Below are 18549 nucleotides of genomic sequence, written 5' to 3' on the forward strand. Positions count from 1 at the left end.
GGCGTAGAAGAGCTACGTTGCCCCGGGGGCGGGTGCGGTGTTTAAATGGGGGGTTTTTTATTTTTTTTATGTGAAGGTGCGGGCGGGCATTTTCAGTTTCGCGTTTATACGGTTTAAAACCCGGCTTTTTTAGCGTCTCGCATTTTTGGTCGGCGGGCCCATTGAAGAGCCGACCCTAGGGTCGGGTTTGGCGAAACCGCAGCGGCGCTGGGCCGCGGCTCTACAACGGCAACCGCAGCAACGGTGGCGGGTACGCGCGTCCTGCTCGCAGCGGGCGAAAATAGTCGGCATTGCGATAGAAGGCGCAATCCTGCACGGCGTGCCAGCCGGGAGTACCGGCCAATGGCAGGGGCCGCAGCTGCAGCGGATCAGTCACTGCCCTGCCCTCGGCAATGGCCGCGGTCACCGCGTCAACACAGGCGGCATCGACATCGCCCTGCACCACCACGCACTTGCCGACCAGCAATCGCCCCGGCAGCAGTGCCTGCTCCATCAGCGCATGCCCGAACACCACAGCGATGGCGATGTCACCGCTCTGCCAGCATGACGGCTCGAACAATGCAGGCCAGTCATGCCGGTCCCACGCGCGCAGCACCGCCTCATCGCGCACGCGCACGATGACGCCGGTTTCATCAAACTGGGTCAGCGCCGCCTGTGCGCGATTGCGCTGGCCGGGCGGCATGGCATCGATATGCCGGCATTGCTGCGCGTTCAATGCACGCTTCAGCTGCGGATGGGAGGCCCACACCAGCGCATTGAACAGGTCATGCCAGTTGCCGGCACGGGTGGCGATATGCCCCTGCGCGATGCGCGCTTCGTAATGCAGGCCGTCGGCCAGCAGCGCGGCATCCTGTTCCACCAGGCGCTTGCCGGGCAACGCGAGCCGCGCATCAAGCGCAGCAATGGACGGCCATGCCGCACCGTCCAGCAGATCACGGAAGTCCTGCAAGCCGGCAAACAGCGGATGTTCAAACACCTGCAGATCGACCGCCGCACGCGGCGGCGGCACGAAGCGCCGGGAACCGCCGCCGTCGCCAGCGGCGGTCGTCGTTGCGGTCACAGCACCTTGAGGTCGAACGCCGGGCGGCCCGCAGCCGCCAGCGCATCGCCGTACAGGTCGTGCTCGTCGCTCTCGGTGATCTCCACGTCGACGAACTCGCCCACGCGCAGCGGCACCTGATCGGCGTTCTGGATGTGCACCAGACCGTCGATCTCAGGCGCATCGGCCCTGGAACGGGCAACCGCGATGTCACCTTCGATGGCATCAACCAGGCACTGCTGCACGGTACCGATCCTGGCTTCCAGGCGCGCGGCGGAAATCTGCGCCTGTTTCTCCATGAAGCGGGCCAGGCGTTCCTGCTTCACTTCTTCCGGCACGGCATCGGGCAGGTCGTTGGCGGTCGCGCCCTCGACCGGCGAGTAGGCGAACGCACCTACGCGATCCAGCTGTGCTTCGTCCAGGAACGACAGCAGTTCTTCGAACTCGGCCTCGGTCTCGCCCGGGAAGCCGACGATGAAGGTCGAACGCACGGTGATGTCCGGCGCGATGCGGCGCCAGTTCTGCACGCGCTCCAGGGTCTTCTCGACCGCGCCGGGGCGCTTCATCAGGCGCAGGATGCGTGGGCTGGCGTGCTGGAACGGAATGTCCAGGTACGGCAGGATGCGGTTCTCGGCCATCAGCGGCACCACCTCGTCCACGTGCGGGTACGGGTAGACGTAATGCATGCGCACCCACGCATCGAGTTCGGACAGGCCTTCGCACAATGCCTTCAGTCGGGTCTGGTAGGCCTTGTTGCGCCACATCTTCTCGGCGTACTTCACGTCCACGCCGTAGGCCGAGGTGTCCTGCGACACCACCAGCAGCTCGCGCACACCGCCACGCACCAAGCGCTCGGCCTCACGCAGCACCTCATCGACCGGGCGCGAGACCAGCTTGCCGCGCATGGACGGAATGATGCAGAAGCTGCACTTGTGGTTGCAGCCTTCGGAAATCTTCAAGTAGGCGTAGTGGCGCGGGGTCAGCTTGATGCCGTAGTCGGGCACCAGGTCCACGAACGGATCGTGCTTGGGCGGCAGCGCTTCGTGCACCGCCTCCATCACGCTCTGGTAGTCCTGCGGACCGGACACCGCCAGCACGTTCGGGTACGCCTCGCGGATCTGCTCGGGGCGCTTGCCCAGGCAGCCGGTGACGATGACCTTGCCGTTCTGGTTCATCGCCTCGCCGATCGCGTCCAGCGACTCGGTCACCGCCGAATCGATGAAACCACAGGTGTTGACCACCACCACATCGGCCGAATCGTAGGACGGGACGATGTCGTAGCCTTCCGAGCGGAGCTGGGTGAGGATGCGCTCGGAATCGACAAGGGCCTTCGGGCAGCCAAGGCTGACGAAGCCGACTTTGGGGTTCAGCTGGGACATGGAATCGCGGGACTCTGGGGGCCTGGGCCCCTGCCGGCATGGCAGGGGTTCCTGGGGGCCGGGGCCTGAAAGAGCGCCAGTATACCGGGGTTGGCGGCCTCGCTCTGAACGGCCAGCCGCCCGATCACGCACAGCCGCTGACACCGCGCTAACCCGCGCAGCACCGACAATGCAGCCCTGTCCCCTGCAACGAGAGTAGATGACGATGGCCGAGTGGATCACCCTGGATACGCACCACGGCGCGGTACGGGCCTGGCAGGCACTCCCCGAGGGCACCCCGCGCGGCGGGCTGGTGGTGGTGCAGGAAATCTTCGGCGCCAACCCGCATATCCGCAGCGTGGCCGAGCGCTTCGCCGCCGAAGGCTATGCGGTGCTGGCACCTTCGTTCTTCGACCTGGTCGATGGACCCGAGGCCGATCCGGATGCCCTGCCCTACGACGCCGACGGCGTGAAGCAGGGGCTGGAACGGGTAGCCGCGCTGGGCATGGAACGGGCGCTGGAAGTGGTCCGCGCGGCGGCCACCCGCCTGGCCCCCTACGGCAAGGTCGGCACCGTCGGCTATTGCTGGGGCGGTACGGTGGCGATGCTGTCCGCAGTGCGCCTGGGCCTGCCTTCTGTCAGCTACTACGGTGCGCGCAACGTCCAGTTCCTCGATGAGACGCCGAAGGCGCCGGTGATCTTCCACTTCGGCGCCCAGGACAGGAGCATCCCGCCGGAGGCCGTCCAGGCCCACCGCGAAAAGCTGCCGCGGATGGCCACCTTCGTCTATCCGGCCGACCACGCCTTCAACCGGGAGGTCGGACATGCGTATGATCCAGACAGCGCCGCCCTGGCGCTGCAACGCACCCTGGACTTCTTCTCGGAGCATCTTGGATGAGCGAATTCGAACTCGATTCACGCCTGGCCACCGATAGCGTGCTGGTGGCCGAAGGACCGTTGTCGCAAGTGCGGCTGATGAACGACGAACGATTCCCGTGGCTGGTACTGGTACCGCGCCTGGCCGGGGTCACCGAGTGGATCGAGCTGGACGGCGAGCAGCAGGACAAGCTGCGCACCGAGCTCAACCGCGCCTGCAAGGCCCTGAAGGGCTCCGACGGGGTGGAGAAGATCAACATCGGCGCGCTGGGCAACATCGTGCGCCAGCTGCACTTCCACGTGATCGGCCGCCATGACGGAGATCCGGCCTGGCCGGGCCCGGTCTGGGGCAGCGGTCCCGCGCACCGCTACGAGCCAGGCACGCTGGACCAGCATGTCGCCTACTGGAAGGAACGGCTAGGATATCCGGCCCACTCCTGAGCCTTCGCCGACCCGATGCGATTCAACCTCGTTGCCGCCATCCTGCTGATCCTGATCGGCCTGTTCATGCTCGCCAGCAATCTCGGCTGGACGCACCTGAACCTGTCCAAGCTGCTGCTGACCTGGTGGCCGGTGGCGCTGGTGGGTGTCGGCATCGCGATGCTGTTCGGGCGCGGGAAGTAAGGTAGCGCCCGGCCATGCCCGGGCGCGCGCTACAAACGAAAACGCCGGGCATGCCCGGCGTTTTCGTCGTGCGATGACGCGGGCGATCAGGTCCGCGGCAGGGTCACACCGGTCTGGCCCTGGTACTTGCCGCCACGATCGCGGTACGAGGTCTCGCAGATGTCATCGGCCGCGGCCTGGAAGAACAGCATCTGCGCGACGCCCTCATTGGCATAGATGCGCGCCGGCAGCGGCGTGGTGTTGCTGAACTCCAGGGTGACGTGGCCTTCCCATTCCGGTTCCAGCGGCGTCACGTTGACGATGATGCCGCAACGCGCGTAGGTGCTCTTGCCCAGGCACACCACCAGGGTGTCGCGGGGGATGCGGAAGTACTCCACGGTGCGCGCCAGCGCGAAGCTGTTGGGCGGGATGATGCACTCGTCGGCAGTGATGTCGACGAAGCTTCCCGAGTCGAAATGCTTGGGATCGACGATGGTCGAGTTGATGTTGGTGAACACCTTGAACTCACGCGAGCAGCGCACGTCGTAGCCGTAGCTGGAGGTGCCGTAGCTGACGATGCGCTCGCCGTTGGCCTGCTTGACCTGCCCTGCCTCGAACGGCTCGATCATGCCGTGCTGCTCGGACATGCGGCGGATCCAACGGTCACTCTTGATGCTCATGCTTTGTCCTGGGGGTACGAGGGGGCGCGAGGATTCTAGCAGGGGGCCGGGCGTCGCCGGCGGCCCCCGCCGAGGTGCTTACAGCAGCGACGACAGGATCGGGATCGAGGCCCGCGGGCGCTTGCCCACTTCCTCGATCAGGCGCTGTGCGGCATGGCGGTACGCCTGGGCCGGTACCGAATCGGGCTGCGCCACGGTGATCGGGGTACCACTATCGCCCTGCTCGCGGATGCCGATCTGCAGCGGCAACGAACCCAGCAGCGGTACGCCGTACTGGGCCGCCATGCGCTCACCGCCGCCTTCACCGAACAGGTGCTCGACATGCCCGCAGTTGCTGCAGGTATGCACCGCCATGTTCTCGACGATGCCCAGTACCGGCACCTCGACCTTCTCGAACATCTTCAACGCCTTCTTTGCGTCCAGCGTGGCGATGTCCTGCGGCGTGGTGACGATCACTGCACCGGCCAGCGGAATCTTCTGGGTCAGGGTCAGCTGGATGTCGCCGGTGCCCGGCGGCAGGTCGATCAGCAGAAAATCCAGGTCATCCCACAGCGTGTCGTTGAACAGCTGGGTCATTGCCGAGGTGGCCATCGGACCGCGCCAGATCATCGGCGTGTCCTCTTCGATCAGGTAGCCGATCGACATGGTGTCCACGCCGAACGCGCGAAGCGGTTCGATGCTCTTGTTGTCGGGGCTTTCCGGCCGCCCGGACAAGCCCAGCATGGCGGGCACGCTGGGGCCGTAGATGTCCGCGTCCAGCACGCCAACACGTGCGCCCAGCTGCTGCAGCGCGACGGCCAGATTGACCGCGGTGGTCGACTTGCCCACGCCGCCCTTGCCGGAGCCGACCGCGATGACATTGCGGATGCGGGCATGTGGCGTCAGTCCCTTCTGGACCTGGCTGGCATGGGGGCGGCGGGGGGAACTGTTCACAACGGGCACCAGCTGTATCAGGGGGAATAACCCAACATCATACAAGCTGGACGTAGCCTGACTGAAATTCAGGATTGCTACAGATTCGTGCACAGATTGTTAAGTTCATGTTACGTTCCTGAAGCACTGTTTTGGGCTGCGAAGCTGGTTCCCAGCGCGCACGATGGCGCATGCGCAGTGCCGTTTTTGTTTTTGCTCTCTATTGGAACTACATGAAATACGTAAGCAACACCGCACGTCGCAACACGCTCGCCGTCGCCCTGATTTCCGCCCTGATGGCCGCCGCCCCGGCAATGGCCCAGGACAAGGCGACCAACCTGGACAAGATCACCGTCACCGGTTCGCTGATCCCGCAGACCCAGGTTGAAACCCAGACCCCGGTGATGTCCATCACCGCCGAAGACATCCAGACCCGTGGCTTCAGCAGCGTTGCTGAAGTACTGCAGCAGTCGTCGCTGACCACTGGCGGCCTGCAGGGCGGCCAGACCTCGGGTTCGTTCACCCAGGGCGCCGAAGCGGCCGGCATGTTCGGCCTGAACCCGGGCTACACCAAGTATCTGATCAACGGCCGCCCGATGCTCTCGTATCCGGCGCTGTACAACGGTAGCGACACCTTCAACAACATCAGCGGCATTCCGATCGACATCGTCGAGCGCATCGAAGTGCTGCCGGGCGGCCAGTCCTCGCTGTACGGTTCGGATGCGATCGCCGGTGTGGTCAATATCATCCTGAAGGAGCGCATGGACGGCGGCACGATGACCGTCCGTGGCGGCACCTACACCGAAGGCGGCGGCAGCAACATCCGCTTCAGCGCAGCCAAGGGCTTCAACGCGTTCGACGATCGCTTCCATGCGCTGGTCAACGTGCAGATCGAAAACGGCAGCCCGATCTGGGGCTACCAGCGTGACATCACCAAGCAGAACAACCCGGTTGGCTATACCGCACAGGTGCCGTCGAACGACTTCGCAGTCATCACCAACGCAGACAACAAGCTGCTGATGATGGACCCGAGCCGCTGCGCCAACGTGGCAGGCCTGTACGACGGCACCACCGTCGTTGGCCAGCGCGCTTCGGGCGAGTCCTGCGGTTCGGTATACAGCGCTGGCTACAAGACCCTGAAGAACGGCAAGAACAGCGGCCAGTTCTACTCGTCGATGACCTTCGACGTGAACGACAACTTCCAGCTGTTCGCCGACGTGTTGTACAGCAAGGAAAAGACCGAGTTCACCTCCGGCTCCAGCGCCCTGTGGTGGGGCACCAAGTCAGTCATGGGTGGCTTCTACGACCAGGGCGCCGGCAAGGTCGTGAACCTGCAGCGCGCCTTCGCGCCGGAGGAGATCGGCGCGGGCGACTACAACAACATCCTGAACTCCGACGAGAGCCGCGCCTACCAGGTCACCCTGGGCGGCAAGGGCATGGTCGGCGACTGGGATTACAGCGCCAGCTTCACCCGTGGCGAGTACCGCCTGGACCAGAACCGCTTCGTGCGCTGGAAGGACAAGATCGAGGACTTCTTCGGCCAGACCGTGCTGGGCCCGCGCCTGGGCACCTACACCGATCCGAAGGACCCGACCGCCACGTTCGGCATCTACAACCCGAACTACGCTGCCTTCTACTCGCCGATCACCCCGGACCAGTTCGCCAGCTTCACCGGCTACGGTACCCACCGCAGCAAGACCTGGCAGAACCTGGGTCGCGTGCAGGTGACCAACGGCTCGCTGTTCAGCCTGCCGGGCGGTGACGCCGGCCTTGCCGTCGTCCTGGAAGGTGGCAGCGAAGGTTGGGACTACTCGCCGGACCAGGCCTTCGTCGACGGCAACGTGTGGGGCACCACCGCCGTCGCCGGCGCCGGCCACCGCAGCAACTACGCGGTCACCAGCGAACTGCGCATGCCGCTGCTCGAGAAGCTGACCGTCAGCGCCTCTGGCCGCTATGACGCGTTCAAGATCGCAGACAAGACCGTCGACAAGGCCACCTACAGCATCGGTCTGGAATTCCGCCCGATCGAGAGCCTGCTGCTGCGCGGCAAGTACGGCACCGCCTTCCGTGCACCGACCCTGTCCGATGCCTTCCAGGGCATGAGCGGCTCGTACTCGTCCGGCCAGAACGACTACTACCGTTGCAGCCAGCTGGGCTACGGCCTGCGCGACGAGAAGTGCGCGTTCTACAAGAACACCTCGGTGTACAGCGAAAAGTCCGGCAACCCGGACCTGAAGCCGATCACCGCCGACGTGTGGAGCGCAGGCGTGGTGTGGGCCCCGGTGAGTAACTTCTCGCTGTCGGCCGACTACTACAACTGGAAGATCAAGAACGAGGTCAAGACCCTTAGCACCGACCAGCTGCTGCTGGCCGAGTACCAGTGCCACAACGGCCTGCCGAACAATACCTCGGCCAGCTGCCAGAACGTCACCGACTGGGTGTCGCGCGATGCCGGCGGCAACCTGACCCGCGTGTACACGCCGAAGCTCAACGTCGCCAGCCAGAACCTGGAAGCGGTGACGGTGGCTGCCAAGTACCAGCAGGATATCGGTCGCTTCGGCTCGCTGATGTTCTCCGGCAACTACACGAACATGCTGAAGCGTGAAGTGCAGCCGATGCCGGGCGCCGCCAAGCTCGACCTGCTGAGCGATCCGTACAACATGTGGTACTACGACAACTTCGCCAAGGTCCGTGGCGATCTGTCGGTGGCCTGGAACATCGCCAAGTTCACCACCACCGTGTACGCCAACTACGTCGGCAGCACCCCGAACTACCTGGCCTACACCGGCCGCAGCTACGGCTATGTCCACTCTTCCGGCGCCAAGGCCGGCAAGTGGGGTTCGTACACCACGTACAACCTGAGCATGAACTACCAGGCACAGGACGATCTGGTCCTGTCGCTGATGGTCAACAACGTGTTCAACAAGCTGCCGGAAGGCCAGCGCTACAACTACCCGGGCAACGAATCGACCCCGTTCAATGACGGCTTCTACAGCGTCTACGGCCGCCAGATTTCGGCCCAGGTCAAGTACAACTTCTGATCCCGTCGTTTTCCGGACGTTGTATCTGGACCAGGCCCCGCTTCGGCGGGGCCTTTTTTTGCGGCCGCGTCGGGCCTGCAGGAATCATTCAGCATCCAGACATGTTTCGCGCCTCTCGAGTAAAATAAATAAAATCAATAAGTTGTATGAATTTGGATCGAACTACACGGAGAGCGAGGAGGCTCCAGACCACAGCTTGATGACTCCCTTATGAACGTTTGACAGCATCAGTTAATGCCGTGTTAATCTCGAGTTACCGGCCCGTGAAGCCGGTGCAACCGGGGGCATAACCACTGCCAACACCGGGCAAGGGGCACACGGAGACGCCCGCGAGGCAATGTCCCCGGTGTACGACGCAATCATTGGATTCAAGGGGATTTCAGATGATCAATCGCAAGTCGCTCGGCAGGCATCCGCTGAGCTTTGCCCTCGCTTCTGCCGTGCTGCTCATCGCAGCCGCTCCGGCATTCGCCCAGGACGCGGGTTCGACGCAGACGGCCGAGGAAGCGGCCAAGTCGAAGGCAACCAATCTGGACACGGTGACCGTCACCGGCTCGCGCATCAGCCGCGACGTGTTCAACTCGGTGTCCCCGGTCCAGGTCGTGACCCGTGAGGAAACCACGCTGGCCGGCTTCAACTCGACCACCGCCGCACTGCAGAGCACCGCGGTGACCGCAGGTGCATCGCAGATCAACAACGCCTACGGTGGCTACGTCACCGACGGCGGCCCCGGCGCCAACACCCTGGGCCTGCGTGGCCTCGGCCCGACCCGTACCCTGATCCTGCTCAACGGCCGCCGCGTTTCGCCGGCCGGCTCGCGCGGCTCGGTCGGCTCGACCGACCTGAACGTGCTGCCGAACTCGATCGTCGACCGCGTCGAAATCCTGAAGGACGGCGCGTCCTCGATCTACGGCTCCGACGCGGTCGCGGGCGTGATCAACATCATCACCAAGAAGAAGGTCGACGGTGTCACCTTCGAAGGTCAGCACAACGCGACCGACGGCGGTGGCGGCGATGAGCGTCGCTATGCGCTGACCTTCGGCAGCACCGGCGAGCGCTCGCACTTCTCCGGTTCGTACGAGTACACGGTGCGCAACGCACTTAACCTCGGCGACCGCGACTGGACCCGCTGCGCCACCGACAAGTATCGCGACATCGAGGCCGGCGACTACTGGGGCAGCGGCGACTTCATCGATCCGCTGACCGGCAAGTCCAAGTGCTACACCCTCGACGGCGGCGGCGTGACCATCAACACGCTTGGCACCAACACCCGTACCGGCGTCGCCGCGCCGGGAGGCAGCGGCACCCGCTTCAACCGCTGGCGCCCGAATTCGTCGGTCACCACCGGCCTGGTCGGCTACGAAGGCGTGGGTGCGCTGAACCGCGACACCTTCGACCCGCAGATGCTCAATCAGTCGCTGATCTCCCCGGTCAAGACCCACACCGCCTACTTCCAGGGCGGCTTCGACCTGAACGCGCTGGGCGACGCTGAGCTGTACTACGAGTTCCTCGGCAACCACCGCAAGTCGACCCAGACCGGCTATCGCCAGCTGACCCTGGACTATGCAGTGGGCAATCCGCTTATCCCGGCCAACCTCCGCGACAGCGTTGCGGGCCCGGCCACCGACCAGACCAATGGCGTGCCGATGGGCGTACGTGCCTTCATTGGTTTCGGCAACGACCAGAGTAAGCAGAAGGTCGACTTCCTGCGCTTCAACGCTGGCCTTCGCGGTCACCTGAGCTCGGAATGGAATTACGACTTCAACATCATGCATTCGCGCAGCGATGCGGACTACACCTTCCAGAGCTTCCTGACCAGCCGCCTGGCGCAGAGCCTGGATGTGGTCTCCAACGGCGCCGGTGGCTTCGTCTGCCGTGATGCCTCCAACGGCTGCGTCGCCGCCCCCCCGGTGAACAACAACACGATCGGCGGCCGTCTGCCGCAGGACTGGAAGGACTGGGTGTTCGTCCCGGTCACCGGCAACACGCTGTACAAGGAAACCACGGTCAACTTCAACGTCAACGGCCCGCTGTTCGACATGCCTTATGGTTCGGCCGGTGGCGCGTTCGGTGTGGAGTACCGCAAGGCCCGCATCGACGACAGCCCGTCGCAGTACTCCATTGACCAGGACCTGTACAACCTGACCGCTTCCTCGCCGACCCGCGGCAGCGACTCGGTGTTCGAAGCCTACGGCGAATTGGAACTGCCGCTGCTGTCCGGCGTCACCGGCGCTGAGGAGCTGTCGGTCAACCTGTCCGGCCGCTATACCGACTACAAGTCCTATGGTTCCGACGAGACCTACAAGATCGGCACCCTGTGGACCCCGGTGAAGTGGCTGTCGTTCCGCGCATCCTACGGCACCTCGTACCGCGCACCCGCCCTGTTCGAACAGTTCCTGGGCGCCACCACCGGCTTCCTGCCGCAGTCGTCCGACCCCTGCGACAACTACATTGAGGCCCGCCCGGAATCGATGCGCTACCAGAACTGCGCGTCGCTGGGCCTGGATCCGGAGTTCACCCAGCTGCAGGGCATCACCGTCTACACCCAGGGCGGCGCGGAAAACAACCTGAAGGCTGAAACCTCCACCGCCAAAACCTTCGGCGTGGTCCTGCAGCCGGAATTTGGCCCGGCCTTCGGCGATCTGTCGCTGGCCCTGGACTACTTCGACATCAAGGTCGAGAACGGTGTGCAGGACGCAGGCGGCGCCGCCATCCTGCGCAACTGCTACGGCAGCTCCACCGCGGACTTCACTGCGGGCAACGGCCTGTGCCGCCTGATCCAGCGCAACCCGCAGACCAACCAGCTGACGGTCACCAACGGCTTCATCAACGTCTCCACCAACAAGGTCCGCGGCCTGGACTTCACCCTGCGCTATGTGCGTGACATCGGCCCGGGCGAGTTCCGTGCCACCCTGCAGGGCACGCACTACTTCGAGCAGACCAGCCAGCTGTTCTCGGACGATCCGAAGGTCGACTCGGCCGGCATGATCGGCTCGCCGGAAAATACCGCCACCCTGGACCTGAACTACAAGTGGAAGAACTGGCGAGTCCGTTACGGTCTGGACTGGATCGACAAGATGGACAGTTACGCCTACTACGAGGAGCGCAACCCGGGCCTGTTCGATCCGGCCACCAGCCAGTACAAAATGTACACCCCGAACTACTTCATCCAGGCAGCCTCGCTGCAGTATGAAGCGGACAAGTGGTCGGTCACCGGTGGCGTGCGCAACCTCGCCAACAAGAAGCCGCCTACCATTTCGCAGGGCGTGCTGAGCACGGTTGGCAACGCGCCCCTGTACAGCGGCTTCGATTACTTCGGCCGTACGTACTTCGTGAACATCACACGGTCATTCTGATCCAGTCGTTACCCACCGCCGCCCTTCGGGGCGGCGGTTTCGTTTCCGGCCCCGGCCTTGCGCCGGGATCGCCCTGAGATCGAGGCAAGCAATGAAGCGAACCCTGTTGCTGGCAGCCCTGGCCAGCATTTCCCCCTGGCTGCATGCCAAGCCTGTCGCCCCCACCATTGAACAGCTGGCGGCCTTCCCTGCCATCTCCAGCCTGTCACTGTCTCCGGATGGGCAGCACATCGCCGGCCTGCGCGCCAACGGCGAAGAACGCGTGATCGTGGTCTGGCGCACCGATGCGCTGGACAAGGCGCCCACGGTGATCGGTGCCAACCGGATGAAGTTCCAGAGCGTATCGTTCATCAAGAATGGGCAGCTCGCCGTGGTGCTATGGCAGCCTTTCGACCTGCGCGCCGACCGTGTCACCAAGACCTTCGTCAGCAAGTTCTTCATCACCGACATCGAGGGCAAGCAGTGGAAGGAGCCCATTACGCCGCCGCGTGCCAGCAGCCGCAGCGAGGAACTCGAGCAGGCGCTGTCCAACCCGACGGTGCTGGACACGCTCCCCAATGATCCGGACCACATCCTGGTGATCAACGGCAGCGGCGGCAGCTCCGGCGATGTCTACAAGGTCGACCTGCGCAGCTTCACCTCACAGCGCGTGCAGAAGACCGAAGAGCGTGTGGCCGGCTATGTCACCGACCTGGACAGCGAACTGCGTGCACGCCTGCGCCAGGACGTGGACGGAACCGGCGCCTACGTCGCTACCGAGTTCCGCAACACCGGCAGCGGTGCGTGGGAAGAGCACTTCCGCTCCTATGTGAAGAACCGCGACGTCAACCAGGTGATCGGCTTTGCCGATGACCCGAACATCGCCTTCGTGCTGAGCAACGTCGGCCGTGACAAGGCGATCGTGTACGAGTACGACATCGCCGCACGCAAGCAGAAGGAAGTGCTGTACGAACACAAGCTGTTCAACGCCAGCTCGATGTCGATCAACCGCTATCGCAACGGCGCGATTCCGTTCGGCGAGATCCTCGGCATCCGCTATGCGGGCCCGCGCGGTGACGACCTGCAGTGGACGTCGCCGCGGATGAAGGCGCTGGACCAGGGCCTTCGCCAGGCCCTGGGCATCCAGCAGCAACCGCTGGAAATGGTCGACACCGCCAATGGCCAGCGCTTCACCACCAATTACGACACTGGCCGCAGCTACCAGGTGGTGGACTACACCCCCGACCTGTCCACCGTGCTGGTGGCCACGTCGGGCCCGTCCAACCCGCCCGAGTACCACCTGCTGCGCAACGGCAAGCTGACCCTGCTGGCCAAGGCCTATCCGGACATCCAGCCTGCAGCCCTGGGCGACACCAAACTGGTCTATTACAAGGCCCGCGACGGGCTGGACATTCCGGCATTCCTGACCACGCCCAACACCGAACTGTGTGGTGCCGGTCCCTGGAAGGCGGTCGTGCACCCGCATGGCGGTCCGTGGGCCCGCGATGGCATGGACTTCGACGGCTCGATGTGGGTGCCGCTGATGGCATCGCGCTGCATGGCCGTACTGCGCCCGCAGTTCCGCGGCTCGGCCGACTGGGGCCGCAAGCTGTGGATGGCCGGTGACGCCGAGTGGGGCCAGAAGATGCAGGATGACAAGGACGACGGCGCGCAGTGGATGATCGACCAGAAGATCGCCCGCCCCGGCCACATCGCCATGTTCGGCTTCTCCTATGGCGGCTACTCGGCGTTTGCGGCCTCGGTGCGCCCGAACGGCCTGTACAAATGCGCCATTGCCGGTGCCGGCGTCTCGGACATCAAGAAGATCTGGTCGCGCTTCTATACCAATCCGTTCTTCCGCCAGGCACAGGCACCGACCGTGGCGGGCCTGAACCCGCTGGACAAGGCGAGAGAGATGAAGATTCCGCTGATGGTCTACCACGGTGACCGCGATCGTACGGTTCCCATCGAGCAGTCGGAGTGGTTCGTGAACAAGGCCAAGGGCTCGGGGCAGCCGGTCGAGTTCCACGCCATCGCCGACTATGCGCATGGGCCGGCCTGGACCCGCGCGATCATGGGCGACCAGCTCAGGTTGATCGACGACTACCTGGGCAAGGGCTGCGGCGGCGGCGGCCTGTAATCGATGCGTTACCCAGGCAAGGGCGCCCCACCGGGCGCCCTTGCTCGTTCTGGCCCTTGCGCCCGGCCATGACCTTCGACACCCTTGCAGGGCAGGCCGGCGGCGTATCGTTCGGCCCACGGCCGTCCCTGCGGCCCTTCCCTGACTCACTCGGCCTGGAGGCCATCAAAGTGACCCGTACTCCCAAGATCGTGCTGCTGACCCTGGCCGTTTCGGCCGCGCTGGTTGGCTGCGGCAAGAACGAAACCCCGGCCAAGGACGCCACCGCCTCCACGCCGGCTGCCGCCGAAGCCACCAATTACACCCTGGACGAGAGCAAGCTGCCGGCCTACAACGCCTTCCAGCCCAGCGACCTCGATACCAGCAAGGACGCCTGCGGCGCCTTCGGCGACTACGTCAACAGCAAGTGGCTGGCCGCCAATGAAATCCCGGGCGACCGCACCAGCTGGGGCGCCTTCACCATCCTCGACGAGCGCTCGGTGGCCGTGCAGCACCAGCTGGCCGAGCAGGTGGCACAGGTGAAGACCCCGAACCACATCGAGAAGATCGTCGGCGACCTGTGGGCCACCGGCATGGACGAGGCCAAGATCAACGCCCAGGGCATCGAGCCGCTGAAGGCCGACCTGACCGCGATCGATGGGCTGCAGGACAAGGCGGCCATTGCCAACTACCTGCGCACCAGCGCCGCCAAGGGTGACAACGTCCTGTTCGGCTTCGGCGCTGAAGCCGACTTCAAGAACTCGGCCGTCAACATGGCCTACGCCAGCCAGGGCGGCCTGGGCCTGCCGGACAGCACCTACTACACCGACGCCAAGAACGCCGACAAGCTGAAGGCCTACCAGGCACACGTCGCCAAGGTGCTGGAGCTGTCTGGTGTTGCCGCTGCCGACGCTGCCAAGCAGGCCGAGGAAGTGGTCAGGTTCGAGACCCGCCTGGCCAAGGCCTCCAAGTCGCGCGTCGAACTGTCGCGCAACGTCGAGCTGTACTACAACCCGGTCACCCTGGCCGACGCCGACAAGCTGACCCCGAACTTCAGCTGGACCGAGTTCTTCAAGTCGCAGGGCGTGGCCGCACCGGAGAAGTTCTCGCTGGCCATGCCGGCCTTCCATGAGGAAGTGAGCAAGGCGCTGGGCGACACCGATCCGTCTGTGTGGCGTGCCTACCTGCGCTTCCACACCGTGGACAGCGCCTCGCCGTACCTGGCCGACGCCTTCGTGCAGGAGAACTACGAGTTCTACGGCAAGACCCTCAACGGCCAGAAGGAACAGAAGCCGCGCTGGAAGCGCGTGCTGGGCACCATCGAGAACGACGCAGGTGAAGCCTTCGGCCAGCTGTACGTGAAGGTGGCCTTCTCGCCGGAAGCCAAGGCGAAGATGGAAGAACTGGTGAAGAACCTGGCCGCCTCGCTGAAGGAACGCATCCAGGGCCTGAGCTGGATGAGCGATGAAACCAAGGCCAAGGCCATCGCCAAGTGGGAAACCTTCACCCCGAAGATCGGCTATCCGGACAAGTGGCGTGACTGGTCGGGCCTGCAGACCCAGCGCGACAGCTTCCTGGGCAACGTGCGCGCGGCCAACGAGTTCAACTACAAGTTCAACCTGTCCAAGATCGGCAAGCCGGTGGACAAGACCGAGTGGGGCATGACCCCGCAGACGGTCAACGCCTACTACAACCCGCTGCAGAACGAGATCGTGTTCCCGGCCGCCATCCTGCAGCCGCCGTTCTTCGATCCGAAGGCCGACGACGCGCTGAACTACGGCGGCATCGGCGCGGTGATCGGCCACGAAATGACCCACGGTTACGACGACCAGGGTGCACGATTCGGGCCGACCGGCAACATGGAAGACTGGTGGACCGCCGCTGACAAGAAGAACTTCGAAGGCCTGACCGGCAAGCTGGTCAAGCAGTTCGACCAGTACAAGGTCGACGGCCAGGCGGTGAACGGCCACCTGACCCTGGGCGAGAACATCGCCGACCTGGGCGGCCTGGCCACCGCTTACGACGCACTGCAGAAGGCCAGCGCAGGCAAGGAAGACGCGAAGGTGGACGGCTTCACCCGCGACCAGCGCTTCTTCTTCAACTGGGCCACCGTGTGGCGCACCAAGTACACCCCGGAAAACGCCAAGGTCCGCCTGGCGACCGACCCGCACGCCCCGGCGCAGTTCCGCGCCATGGGTGCGCCGTCGAACCTGCCGACCTTCGCGGCCGCCTTCCAGTGCAAGGCCGGTTCGCCGATGGCCCGCAGCGGCGACCAGCAGGTGGTGATCTGGTAAGCCACGGCTGACGCTGTTGCAGACCTGCAGAGGCCCGGGAATTCCCGGGCCTTTGTTTTTCCGGGGTGCTTTTCATCCACGCATGGCGTGGATCCACTGATCTCGGCGCTCCCCGGTAGCGGCCGACCCTGGCCGGCGAAAGCAGCGTGATGCGTGCATGCCGCGTCCATGCCCGGCTTGCTATAGTGCGCGCGCCCTCAATCCATCACGGATTCGTTCCACATGCCCAATTTCCGTCCGCTTGCCATCGCCCTGGGCATCAGCCTGGCGACCCTGGTCCCGACCCACGATGCGTTCGCCGCCGCCAAGAAGAAGGCCGCCCGCGCCCCGGCTGTCAGTGCCCAGTGCAGCGACTTCTATGACGCCACCAACGCAGGCTGGCTGAAGGCCAATCCGGTGCCACAGACCGGTGCCACCACCGCGCTCGGCCAGCTGGTCGACCGCAGCCGTCAGCAGCAGCGTGAACTGCTCGACGCAGCGATGAAGGCGCCGCAGGGCAACGTGCAGAAACTACTGGGCGACTTCTGGGCCAGCGGCCTGGACGAAGCCGCCGTGGAAGCCGACGGTTCCAATCCGATCGCCCCGCTGCTGACCCGCATCAACGCCATCAAGAAAGCCAAGGACGTGCCGGCCTCGATCGCCGCGCTGCACCAGGTCGGCATCCCGGTGGCCTTCAACTTCGGCCCGGACGTGGACCTGAAGGCGCTGGACCGCCACATCGGCTACTTCATGCAGGGTGGCATGGGCCTGCCGGACCCGGCGTTCTATACCCGCACCGACGCCGACACCGTCGCGCTGATGGTCCGCTACCGCAATTACGTCAAGCAGATCCTGGCACTGACCGGCACTCCGGCCGCCAAGCTGGATGCCGAGTCGCAATCGGTGATCGCGCTGGAAACCGAACTGGCGCGCAACGCGCAGTCGCTGGCCGGCATCAACAACCCGTTCAACAACTACGCACCGATCTCCACCAAGGAGCTCAACAGCCGCTACCGCAACCTGCAGCTGGATGCCTTCCTGAAGGCCCAGGGCGTGGACGACGACCTGGTCTCGCTGGCCGACCCGGGCCTGTTCAAGCAGCTCGACGGCATGGTCACCAAGCTCAAGCCGGACCAGTGGAAGGCCTACCTGCGCTGGCGCGTGGGCGACTCGATGGCGCCGTATCTGTCCAAGGCCTACCGCGACGCCGAGTTTGAATTCCGTGGCCGCGTGCTGCGTGGCGAAACGCTGCCGCCGCAGCGTTGGGAAGATGTGCTGGAGGCGATCAACGTGGCCGCCGGCCCGATGCTCGGCCGCGAATACGCCGCCCGTTACCTGTCGGCAGAAGATCGTCGCCAGGCCGCATGGATCGTCGACAAGGTGCGCGAAGTGCAGATCGAGGCGGTCAAGAACAGCAGCTGGATGAGTGCCGAAGCCAAGACCGAAGCGCAGGCCAAGCTGGCCGCGCTGAAGATCGAGATCGGCACCCCGCTGCGCGACCTGGACTACAGCGTGCAGCCGATGGGCCGTGGTTCCTTCGGCGGCAACATGCTGATTGCTTCGACCTGGCGCCATCGCGAGGAAATGAAGCGCATCGGCAAGGGCAACGCTGACCGTCGCTGGGACGTGCTGCCGCAGCAGCCGTCGCTGGCCTATGATCTGGCGCAGAACCGCCTGATCGTCACCGCTGCGATCCTGCAGGGCCCGGTGTTCAACGCCAAGGCCGACGCCGCCGACAAGTTCGGCAGCTTCGGTGGCCTGGTCGGCCATGAGCTGACCCGCGCGATCGATGCCAAGGGCGCGCTGGTCGACGCCAAGGGCGAACTGCGCAGCTGGTGGACTCCGGCAGACAAGACCGCTTGGACCCTGCTCGGCAATCGCGTGGCCGCGCAGTACAGCGCCTACGACTTCCCGGGCGTGAAGGGTGCCAAGGTCAACGGCACGCTCACCCAGGAAGAGAACCTGGCCGACATCGCCGGCCTGGAACTGGCCTGGGCCGCGTACACCGCGCAGGAGCCGAAAGCCAAGCAGGCACAGCAGCAGGGCTTCTTCCGCGCGTGGTCGGCGTTGTGGGCGCAGCAGCTGTCGCCGAACGAGGCCGTGCGTCGCCTGACCGCCGACATCCGTGCGCCGGGCCTGTGGCGCAGCAACGGCACGCTGGCCAACCTGCCGGCATTCGGTGCCACCTTCAGCTGCAAGGCCGGCCAGCCGATGCAGCGCAGCGAAGCCGAGCAGATCAAGGTCTGGCGCTGAGCTAGCTGCTGCAACGGGTAATGCAGAGGGCGCCTTCGGGCGCCCTTTTTTTCGCCTGGC

General features: G+C 64.7%; 12 protein-coding genes. 8 read left to right on the forward strand and 4 right to left on the reverse strand.

Annotated features, from left to right (window positions below; genetic code table 11):
* Positions 1 to 220 precede the first annotated feature (220 nt).
* Entirely contained in the window at positions 221 to 1060 is an 840-nt protein-coding gene (locus tag QRO91_RS11920) for a DUF3025 domain-containing protein (RefSeq protein ID WP_049432402.1), read from the reverse strand.
* Complete coding sequence (gene rimO / locus QRO91_RS11925) at positions 1057 to 2418, reverse strand: 30S ribosomal protein S12 methylthiotransferase RimO (protein ID WP_100443788.1); 1362 nt, start codon at positions 2416 to 2418, stop codon at positions 1057 to 1059. Before rimO ends, QRO91_RS11920 begins: the two co-directional genes overlap by 4 nt.
* 205 nt (positions 2419 to 2623) lie before the next feature.
* On the opposite strand from rimO, the gene QRO91_RS11930 reads away from it, so the two are divergent.
* The 3 genes from QRO91_RS11930 to QRO91_RS11940 are packed head-to-tail and all read left to right on the forward strand — an operon-like array spanning position 2624 to position 3897.
* Positions 2624 to 3295, forward strand: a complete 672-nt coding sequence (locus tag QRO91_RS11930; protein ID WP_049427120.1) for a dienelactone hydrolase family protein — start codon at positions 2624 to 2626, stop codon at positions 3293 to 3295.
* On the forward strand, positions 3292 to 3714 hold the full coding sequence (locus tag QRO91_RS11935; RefSeq protein ID WP_049427102.1) for an HIT domain-containing protein: 423 nt from the start codon (positions 3292 to 3294) through the stop codon (positions 3712 to 3714). Before QRO91_RS11930 ends, QRO91_RS11935 begins: the two co-directional genes overlap by 4 nt.
* A gap of 15 nt (positions 3715 to 3729) precedes the next feature.
* Positions 3730 to 3897, forward strand: coding sequence for a LiaI-LiaF-like domain-containing protein (locus QRO91_RS11940; RefSeq protein ID WP_005410498.1), 168 nt, complete (start codon positions 3730 to 3732; stop codon positions 3895 to 3897).
* An 86-nt stretch (positions 3898 to 3983) separates the two neighbouring features.
* Here the strand turns inward: QRO91_RS11940 and dcd are convergent, their stop codons facing one another.
* The gene (gene dcd / locus QRO91_RS11945; RefSeq protein WP_005410499.1) at positions 3984 to 4556 is read right to left on the reverse strand and encodes a dCTP deaminase; all 573 of its coding nucleotides are present in this window, start codon (positions 4554 to 4556) and stop codon (positions 3984 to 3986) included.
* A gap of 78 nt (positions 4557 to 4634) precedes the next feature.
* Complete coding sequence (gene apbC, locus QRO91_RS11950; RefSeq protein ID WP_005414099.1) at positions 4635 to 5489, reverse strand: iron-sulfur cluster carrier protein ApbC; 855 nt, start codon at positions 5487 to 5489, stop codon at positions 4635 to 4637.
* Between the two features lie 212 nt (positions 5490 to 5701).
* On the opposite strand from apbC, the gene QRO91_RS11955 reads away from it, so the two are divergent.
* The 5 genes from QRO91_RS11955 (at position 5702) to QRO91_RS11975 (ending at position 18489) form a co-directional block, all read left to right on the forward strand.
* The gene (locus tag QRO91_RS11955) at positions 5702 to 8509 is read left to right on the forward strand and encodes a TonB-dependent siderophore receptor (RefSeq protein WP_049427103.1); all 2808 of its coding nucleotides are present in this window, start codon (positions 5702 to 5704) and stop codon (positions 8507 to 8509) included.
* Between the two features lie 383 nt (positions 8510 to 8892).
* Positions 8893 to 11865, forward strand: a complete 2973-nt coding sequence (locus QRO91_RS11960; protein ID WP_049427105.1) for a TonB-dependent siderophore receptor — start codon at positions 8893 to 8895, stop codon at positions 11863 to 11865.
* Between the two features lie 91 nt (positions 11866 to 11956).
* Entirely contained in the window at positions 11957 to 13984 is a 2028-nt protein-coding gene (locus QRO91_RS11965; RefSeq protein ID WP_049427108.1) for a S9 family peptidase, read from the forward strand.
* Positions 13985 to 14154: 170 nt separating this feature from the next.
* On the forward strand, positions 14155 to 16257 hold the full coding sequence (locus QRO91_RS11970; protein WP_100443862.1) for a M13 family metallopeptidase: 2103 nt from the start codon (positions 14155 to 14157) through the stop codon (positions 16255 to 16257).
* Between the two features lie 222 nt (positions 16258 to 16479).
* Positions 16480 to 18489 carry a M13 family metallopeptidase gene (locus QRO91_RS11975; RefSeq protein WP_197650873.1) on the forward strand — a complete coding sequence of 670 codons (2010 nt, stop codon included), beginning with the start codon at positions 16480 to 16482 and terminating at the stop codon, positions 18487 to 18489.
* Positions 18490 to 18549: the final 60 nt, after the last annotated feature.

The organism is Stenotrophomonas maltophilia group sp. Smal32, assembly GCF_030237085.1.
GTDB classification, from domain to species: Bacteria; Pseudomonadota; Gammaproteobacteria; order Xanthomonadales; family Xanthomonadaceae; genus Stenotrophomonas; species Stenotrophomonas maltophilia_Q.

What these genes read in the sequence shown, in the direction of transcription:
- dcd (WP_005410499.1), bottom strand. Translation starts at nt 4,556, where the DNA reads ATGAGCATCAAGAGTGACCGTTGGATCCGCCGCATGTCCGAGCAGCAC.
- QRO91_RS11965 (WP_049427108.1), top strand. Translation starts at nt 11,957, where the DNA reads ATGAAGCGAACCCTGTTGCTGGCAGCCCTGGCCAGCATTTCCCCCTGG.
- QRO91_RS11960 (WP_049427105.1), top strand. Translation starts at nt 8,893, where the DNA reads ATGATCAATCGCAAGTCGCTCGGCAGGCATCCGCTGAGCTTTGCCCTC.
- QRO91_RS11940 (WP_005410498.1), top strand. Translation starts at nt 3,730, where the DNA reads ATGCGATTCAACCTCGTTGCCGCCATCCTGCTGATCCTGATCGGCCTG.
- QRO91_RS11955 (WP_049427103.1), top strand. Translation starts at nt 5,702, where the DNA reads ATGAAATACGTAAGCAACACCGCACGTCGCAACACGCTCGCCGTCGCC.
- rimO (WP_100443788.1), bottom strand. Translation starts at nt 2,418, where the DNA reads ATGTCCCAGCTGAACCCCAAAGTCGGCTTCGTCAGCCTTGGCTGCCCG.
- QRO91_RS11975 (WP_197650873.1), top strand. Translation starts at nt 16,480, where the DNA reads ATGCCCAATTTCCGTCCGCTTGCCATCGCCCTGGGCATCAGCCTGGCG.
- QRO91_RS11930 (WP_049427120.1), top strand. Translation starts at nt 2,624, where the DNA reads ATGGCCGAGTGGATCACCCTGGATACGCACCACGGCGCGGTACGGGCC.
- QRO91_RS11935 (WP_049427102.1), top strand. Translation starts at nt 3,292, where the DNA reads ATGAGCGAATTCGAACTCGATTCACGCCTGGCCACCGATAGCGTGCTG.